This window comes from Streptomyces sp. NPDC004561, assembly GCF_053602155.1.
Genome location: NZ_JBSGDB010000398.1, coordinates 1 through 8,133 on the forward strand (window position 1 = coordinate 1; position 8,133 = coordinate 8,133).

Consider the following 8,133-nt stretch of genomic DNA (forward strand, 5'->3'; position numbering starts at 1 on the left):
GTCCGTCCTCGAAGCAGTGAAGTCGCGAAGACCCCGCTGTGACAACTTCTCCGAGTGCCCCAACTCTGCTTGACCGAGGGGCCGTACAGGTCTTATGCGGCGGGTGCTCGGGCCCACCACGGCGGCCCAGTCGTCCGGCGTGTCGGTGAGCCAGCGGGCCATGCGGGCGGCGAAGCCGGGCACGTGCCGGCCGAGGTCGGCCAGGACCCGGTCGAAGCGGGTGGCTCCCTCAGGGGTGCGGACGAGGATCAGGCCGATCCGGTGGACGAGACCGCGCACCTCTTCCTCCCGGCGGCCCGAATACGTCACCGCCGCGTGCAGGACGGCGTCTAGGACGGTCGGATCCTGTTCGCGGCCGAGCAGGATCTCCAGGAGTTCCCGGCGCAGCGGGCCGGAGACGGGGGTGCCGGGGACGGTGAGGACGGTGGCGAGGGCGGCCCGGAGCGGTTCGGGGCCGCCGTCGAGCAGGCCGGTGATCAGGGTCAGCAGGACCGGGCGGGCGGTGGGCCCCTGTTCCAGGCGGTGGTCGACGGCGGCGGCGAGCTGCCGGGCGGTCTCCGGGCGCGGCCGTACCGCCTCCCGCAGGAGGGGCGCGGTACGGCGGGCCAGGGCCGGGGTGGCGACGTCGGCGAGGGTGCGCAGGGCCTCTTCCGGTTCCGGTTCGCGCAGCCGGGCGCGGAAGGCCTCCAGGACCGGGTCCGGGTGGGTGGTCAGGGCGGGGAGCAGGGCGCTCGGCGGGAACCGGGGGTCACCGTCGGTGAAGTGCCGCAGCGCCTCGGCCAGGTGACGGTCGCGGGTGTGCGGGTCGCGGACCAGGAGGGCGAGGGCGCCGCCGTGCAGGGTGCCGTCGGCGGGACGGGCGAGCACGGTGAGCGCGGCGTAGCGCAGCAGCTCGCGGTCGGCGGCCGAGCGGAGATGCGGGGCGGCGCGCAGTCCGTGCGCCACCGCCGCCGCCCGGCGGGCGGGCCGCTCGTCGTGCGCCCAGCGGTCGACGGCCCGGCAGACGGCGGACGGCTCCTCCTCGGCGAGCACGGTCAGCAGCTCGGTGGCACGCCGGTGCGCGCAGGCCACCAGCACCTCGGTGAGCTCGTCCAGGGCGTCGTGCCGATGGGTGTGCAGCAGCGCCTGCGCGGCGGTCGCCACGGTGGCGTCCGGGGTCGCGGGCAGCGGCCGCTCGTCGTCGAACCAGCACGTCAGGTACGGCTGTACGACGGTGGGAGCGGCGCCGAGCAGCCGGGCGACGGCGTCGAGGTAACGCTCGCCGGGCGCGGGCGGCGCCTGGTCGGCGAAGACGAGCCGGCGCAGCAGGTCGAGGCGCTCGGTGTCAGGGAGGGGCAGGGCGGTCCAGAAGCCGGGCCCGAACTCGCCGGGCACGGGCCGCTGTTCGCGGCGCCAGGCCACGATCCGGTCGGCGAGCAGCCGCAGCGCCTCGGAGTACGGCGTCGCGTCCGGGACGTGCAGCAGGGTCCGGGCGAGCAGCCGGGCGGCCCACCACGAGCCGGTGTCCGCGTCCAGGGCGTCCACCAACTCCATGAGCCGCCGGTGGAGTTGCCGGTGGCCCTGCTGGCGGGCGAGGAACAGCAGGGACTGTACGACGGGGCCGACGCGGTGGTGCGGCACGGGCACCGGGTGCGGGTCGTGGGCCCGGTGGACGAGGGCGCCCAGGGCCTCGTCCAGGTCGAGGTGCATGCCCTGGATCCAGTCGGCCAGCTCCTCGTGGGCGAAGCGGTAGCCGGCGCCTGCCGGGACGAGGAGACCCTCGGTGAGGACGGCGGAGGCCCAGCCGGTGCCGCCGCCGAGCCGGGCCGGGGCGGGTCCCCAGGGGAACACCGCCTCGAAGGACTCCCGGTCCAGTTCCCCCTGTCCGGGTCCGAGACTGCGCCGGGCCGCCTCGTGCACCTGCCCGGCGACCCGCGCCGCGAGCCGGCGTACGGCCGTGCCGCGCAGTCCTCCCTCGGCCGCGAGCCGCACCGCGATGCGCAGGCACATCAGGTCGAGGTAGGCCGCGAACACCTCGTGCCGGTCGACGGGCCCGGCCGCCGGCGCCTCCGGGAGGGCGGCGCGCACCTCGGACAGCAGCCGCAGGGTGAGCGGGTGCCCCGCGTCCCGCTCGGCGAGCGCGCCCTCGGGGATCCCGTACCGCTCCCGTGCCCGGCGGGCCTCTTCCCCATCCAGATCCCCGAGCCGCACGCAGGCCGGCAGCGCCTGCGGGGCGGCGGGGCTCTCCGCCGGACCGGCGAGGTCCACGTCACCTGGCGCGGTGTCGAACCGCGCGGCGAACGGCGGGACCGCATGGCCGGACGGGGCATGCCGCGGACCCCCGTAACCGGCCGAAGCGTCGAAGGAGCCTGCCTGGCCGCTCGCGGCGGCCCGCAGCGGGCCCGTCGCACCGGCCGCGGCGTCGGCCGGCCCCGTGGGGTCGGGTGGGGCAGGGTGCGGGTGGTTCGTCGGGGTGTGGAGGAGGGCGGCGGGGAATTCCGCGCCGGCGCGCTCCCAGTACTCCTCGCGGCAGGCCACCACGAGCCGGGCGCCGGTCCGGCCCAGCCAGGTGGTCGTGCCCCGGGTCCACTCGGAGAGTCGGTGGGCCAGGACGGGGGGCATCTCCTCGGGGCCGTCGAGGAGGAGCAGCAGCGGGCGGCCGGCGCGGGCGGCGAGGCGGGCCAGACGGTCCGGGCCGAGGTCGCCGAGGTCCGCCGGGTGGACGGACCGGGCGGCGGCGACGATCCGGGCGGCCCGCTCCAGGGCGCGGCGGGCCGCGTCGGCCACGGAACCGTCGGCGTCCTCCAGGTCGGCGCCGCGCAGCCACAGCGTGGGCGCGGGCCGCTCGCCACGGCTGCGGCGGGCGGCGAGGGCCGCGAGTTCCGTCGTACGACCGCTGCCCGGGGTTCCCACGAGGCCGAGCACCGTGCGGTCGCCGTCCGCGAAGGCGGCCAACTGCCGTGCCACCCCGGTCCGTTCGGCCGGCTCCGCCGGGGCGCGCGGCGGGCCGTCCTGGCCCACCGAGGTCGCGGTCAGCTCCAGGACGCCCGCCAGGTTGAGGTCGGCGCCGTACGCGGGCACGGTGGCCGCGTTGCGGGCCAGCAGTTCGGCGAGGGGGCCGTCGGCCGGGCGCAGCGGGACCGCGAAGCCGGCGTCGCGCTGGGCGGTGTGCAGGGCGGTGCCGAGGACGCCGACGACCGCGCCGGTCCGGGCGTCGAGCACCGGTCCCCCGGCCGCCCCGCCGCCGAGCCGGAGCGCGTCCCGGCCCGCGGTGCCGATCGCAAGTTCCAGCGCCTCCTCGATGAGGTGGAAGCGGTCCGTGGCGGTGTACGTCGCCTCGCCGGCGGCCAGCAGCCGGGCCTCGCGCCAGCAGCCGGCGGCGATCCGTACATAGGTGCCGGCCTCGACGCGCTCCCGCACCGTCAGCGGCAGCGGCTCCACGCCCAGGCCCACGGTGCGCACGAGTGCCAGGTCCCGGGCCGGCAGCCCGGTGACGGCGTCGGCGGCGACCACACAGGTGCTGCCCCTGGCGTGCAGCACCAGCCGGGCAAGGCCGTCGACGGCTTCGTGGCTGGTGAGGAGGGTGCCGTCATGGTCGGCGAGGAAGCCGACACCGCGCGGGCGTCCGGCGAGGTCATGGATCTGGACGAGAGCGTCGGCAGGTGCGACACCGGTGGCAGTGTTGTCGTCCGGGTGCGGCGCGTCCGTCGTGCGGTCGTCGTCCCCCCGCCGGAAGCCGGTGCCGCTGTCGCGCCCGGTCCCGCGCATGCCGCGCATCGCCTCGCGTGTGCCGTACGTCCCATCCCCCGTGCCGTACGACGTCTCGCCCATGCCGTATGCCGTATGCCCAATGCCGTACCGCGTCTCCCCCACCCCGTGTGGCGCGTTCCCGGTGCCGTACGACGTCTCCCCCGTGCCGTGTGCCGCCGCCCGGCGCCCGGCTCCGGTGCGCGGGACCCGTCCCGCCATGGCCGTACCTCCCCGTCCGTGCCCGCGTGCCCTGTCTCCCGACGGTAGGCGTGCGGTGATCGACGGGACAGGTCGTACGGCGAAAGCGCCCCCTTCCGCTCCCCCGGTTCACTCCGAGCGCCTGCCCGGTCGGGTGAATAGGCGGGGACGGCTGGATACACCCTAGGGGTGGGGGAACCGAGGGGGGACCGTGGAGCGGCGGCAGGGGCACACCCCGTGGCCCGCCGCCGCTCCACGGGCAGCCGCCCGGTGGGGTGTGTCAGCCGAAGACGGCCAGGCTCTTGGCCTTGCCCTTGTGCTGTTCGACCAGCGCGAGGAAGCGGCCCTCGGGGTCGAACACGGCGACGGGACCGGCGCCCGCGTACTCGTCGGGCATGTCCAGCCGGACGCCGTTCAGCAGCAGCCGGGCCCGCCTGGCGTCGACCTCCCAGCGCCGGAACGCGGCCGAGGCGGCCTCGGCGATCGGCATCACGGTCAGCTCCTGCTGGAGCTGGTCCAGCGTCCTGGCCGTGTCGATCTTGTACGGCCCGACGCGCGTGCGGCGCAGCGCGGTGAGGTGACCGCCCACGCCCAGGTCGGCGCCCAGATCGCGGGCGAGGGCGCGGATGTAGGTGCCGGAGGAGCAGACCACCGACACCACCAGGTCGAGCACCGGGGTGCCGTCCTCGGCGACGGCGTCCCGGACGTCGTACACCGTGAAGGAGGAGACGGTCACCGGCCGGGCGGGGATCTCGAAGTCCTCGCCCTCCCGGGCCCGCTTGTACGACCGCACGCCGTCGATCTTGATGGCGCTGACCTTGGACGGCACCTGCATGATGTCGCCGGTCAGCTTGGCGATGCCGGCGTCGACGGCGTCCCGGGTCACCTTGGACGCGTCGGTGGACGAGGTGATCTCGCCCTCGGCGTCGTCGGTGACGGTGTTCTGGCCCAGGCGGACGGTGCCCAGGTACTCCTTCTCCGTGAGGGCGAGGTGCCCGAGGAGCTTGGTGGCCCGCTCGACGCCGAGGACCAGGACGCCGGTCGCCATCGGGTCGAGGGTGCCGGCGTGGCCGACCCGGCGGGTCCTGGCGATCCCGCGCATCTTGGCGACCACGTCGTGCGAAGTGAAGCCCGACGGCTTGTCGACGATGACGAGGCCGTCGGGCGTGGTGTGCTTCTGGGTCATTCCGCGGCGTCGCCGTCCGTCTCGTCGTCCGCCGGCTTCCTGTACGGGTCCGACTCGCCGGCGTACGTGGCGCCGGTTGCCGTCTCGCGCACCTTCGCGTCGGACTGCCGCGCCTTGTCGAGGAGGTCCTCGATGGTCCGGGCGGTGTCCGGCAGGGCGTCCGCGACGAAGCTCAGGGTCGGCGTGAACTTCACGCCGGCCGCGCGGCCCACCTCGGAGCGCAGGATGCCCTTGGCGCTCTCCAGGCCCGCCGCGGCGGCCTTCCGCTCCTCCTCGTCCCCGTAGACCGTGTAGAAGACGGTCGCCTCCCGAAGGTCACCCGTGACCCGGGTGTCCGTGATGGTGACGTGCGAGCCGAGCCGCGGGTCCTTGATCCCGCGCTGCAGCTTCTGGGCCACCACCTCTCGGATGAGGTCCGCCAGCCTTTTCGCCCGCGCGTTGTCGGCCACTGGTCCAGCTCCCGTTCTTTCTTCTTCTTGCGTTCTGTGGTCCGGTCGTCAGTCGTCGTCGCCGTGGAAGCGCCGTCGTACGGACAGCAGTTCCACCTCGGGGCGGGCGGCGACCAGTCGTTCGCACCGGTCCAGTACGTCGGTGAGGTGCGCCGCGTCGCCGGAGACCATGGCGAGGCCGATGAGGGCCCGCCGATGGAGGTCCATGTGGTCCACCTCGGCCGCGCTCACGGCGTACTTCCGCTGGAGTTCGGCGACGATCGGGCGGACGACGGAGCGCTTCTCCTTCAGCGAGTGGACGTCGCCGAGGAGCAGGTCGAAGGACAGAGTCCCCACGTACATGTGTGTAACCGGTTCACCCGCCGGTACGGGATCGATGGCCCCAGGACCGTGTGGCCGGGGACATCAAGAAACGGTACCGCGTACCCGCCGGTGGCTCGACAGGGTTTCCCGGGCACCGCTCACCGCGGCCGCTCCTGGGGGCGAAGCCCCCGGGAACGGCGCGCTGGCCGGCAGGACCGAAGTCCCGCCGGCCAGCACGAACCGTGGGCCGTTACGCCCGCGGCTTCTCGCGCATCTCGTACGTCGCGATGACGTCGTCGACCTTGATGTCGTTGAAGTTTCCGAGGTTGATACCACCCTCGTAGCCTTCGCGGATCTCGGTGACGTCGTCCTTGAAGCGACGCAGACCCTCGATGTTGAGGTTCTCCGCGACCACCTTGCCGTCGCGGATGAGGCGGGCCTTGGTGTTGCGGCGCACCTCGCCGGAGCGGATGAGGACACCGGCGATGTTGCCCAGCTTGGACGACTTGAAGACCTCGCGGATCTCCGCCGTGCCCAGCTCGACCTCTTCGTACTCCGGCTTGAGCATGCCCTTGAGGGCCGCCTCGATCTCCTCGATCGCCTGGTAGATGACCGAGTAGTACCGGACGTCCACGCCCTCGCGCTCGGCCATCTGCGCCGCGCGGCCGGCCGCGCGGACGTTGAAGCCGATCACGATGGCGTCGGAGCCCATCGCCAGGTCGATGTCGGACTCCGTGACCGCACCGACACCGCGGTGCAGGACGCGGATGTCGACCTCTTCGCCGACGTCCAGCTGGAGCAGCGAGGACTCGAGGGCCTCGACGGATCCGGAAGCGTCACCCTTGATGATCAGGTTCAGCTGCTGGACCTCGCCGGCCTTCAGCACCTTGTCCAGGTCCTCCAGCGACACGCGGCGCGTGCGCTTGGCGAACGCGGCGTTGCGCTCACGAGCGGCGCGCTTCTCCGCGATCTGGCGGGCCGTACGGTCCTCCTCGACCACGAGGAAGTTGTCACCGGCACCCGGGACGTTGGTCAGGCCGAGGACCTGGACCGGCGTCGAGGGACCGGCCTCGGCGACGTTGTTGCCGTTGTCGTCGAGCATGGCGCGGACGCGGCCGTAGGCGTCGCCCACCACCATCGTGTCGCCGACCCGCAGCGTGCCTCGCTGGACGAGCACCGTCGCCACGGCACCGCGGCCGCGGTCGAGGCGGGACTCGATGGAGATGCCCTGCGCGTCCTGGTTCGGGTTGGCCCGCAGGTCGAGCGAGGCGTCCGCGGTGAGGACCACGGCCTCCAGCAGAGAGTCGATGTGCAGACCCTGCTTGGCGGAGATGTCGACGAACATCGTGTCGCCGCCGTACTCCTCGGCCACCAGGCCGTACTCGGTCAGCTGACCGCGCACCTTGGTCGGGTCCGCGCCCTCGACGTCGATCTTGTTGACCGCGACCACGATCGGCACGTCGGCCGCCTTGGCGTGGTTCAGGGCCTCGACCGTCTGCGGCATCACACCGTCGTTGGCCGCCACCACGAGGATCGCGATGTCGGTCGACTTCGCACCACGGGCACGCATGGCGGTGAACGCCTCGTGACCCGGGGTGTCGATGAAGGTGATCCTGCGCTCTTCGTCGTTGACCTCGGTGGAGACCTGGTAGGCACCGATGTGCTGGGTGATGCCGCCGGCCTCGCCCGCGATGACGTTCGTCTTGCGGATGGCGTCGAGCAGTCGGGTCTTGCCGTGGTCGACGTGACCCATGACGGTGACGACCGGCGGGCGGACCACCAGGTCCTCCTCGTCGCCCTCGTCCTCGCCGAACTCGATGTCGAAGGACTCGAGCAGCTCGCGGTCCTCCTCCTCCGGGCTGACGATCTGAACCGTGTAGTTCATCTCGTCGGCGAGGAGCTGCAGGGTCTCGTCGGAGACGGACTGCGTCGCGGTGACCATCTCGCCGAGGTTCATCATGACCGCGACGAGCGACGCCGGGTTGGCGTTGATCTTCTCCGCGAAGTCCGTGAGCGACGCGCCGCGGGAGAGACGGATGGTCTCGCCGCTGCCGCGCGGCAGCATCACGCCGCCGACGCTCGGGGCCTGCATGGCCTCGTACTCCTGGCGCCTCTGCCGCTTCGACTTGCGGCCACGACGTGCGGGACCGCCGGGACGGCCGAAGGCGCCCTGCGTGCCACCGCGGCCACCGGGACCGCCTGGCTCGGCTACCAGACCCCGGCCACGGTCAGCTCCACGGTGACCACCACCACCCGCGCCGACGAAGC

The 8,133-nt window shown here is 73.6% G+C and carries 5 protein-coding genes; all 5 read right to left on the bottom strand.

Annotated elements, in window-relative coordinates:
• Positions 1-3,747 (bottom strand): trypsin-like peptidase domain-containing protein (locus tag ACWEN3_RS35505; protein WP_452979539.1); only part of this gene is annotated, 3,747 nt, incomplete at its 3' end.
• A gap of 460 nt (positions 3,748-4,207) precedes the next feature.
• On the bottom strand, positions 4,208-5,113 hold the full coding sequence (truB, locus tag ACWEN3_RS35510; protein ID WP_452979531.1) for a tRNA pseudouridine(55) synthase TruB: 906 nt from the start codon (positions 5,111-5,113) through the stop codon (positions 4,208-4,210).
• Positions 5,110-5,562, bottom strand: coding sequence for a 30S ribosome-binding factor RbfA (rbfA, locus tag ACWEN3_RS35515; RefSeq protein WP_452979532.1), 453 nt, complete (start codon positions 5,560-5,562; stop codon positions 5,110-5,112). Before rbfA ends, truB begins: the two co-directional genes overlap by 4 nt.
• 48 nt (positions 5,563-5,610) lie before the next feature.
• A complete protein-coding gene (locus ACWEN3_RS35520; RefSeq protein WP_452979534.1) occupies positions 5,611-5,904 on the bottom strand; it encodes a DUF503 domain-containing protein in 294 nt (97 codons plus the stop codon).
• A 211-nt stretch (positions 5,905-6,115) separates the two neighbouring features.
• A partial coding sequence (infB, locus tag ACWEN3_RS35525; RefSeq protein ID WP_452979536.1) for a translation initiation factor IF-2 occupies positions 6,116-8,133 on the bottom strand: 2,018 nt, incomplete at its 5' end.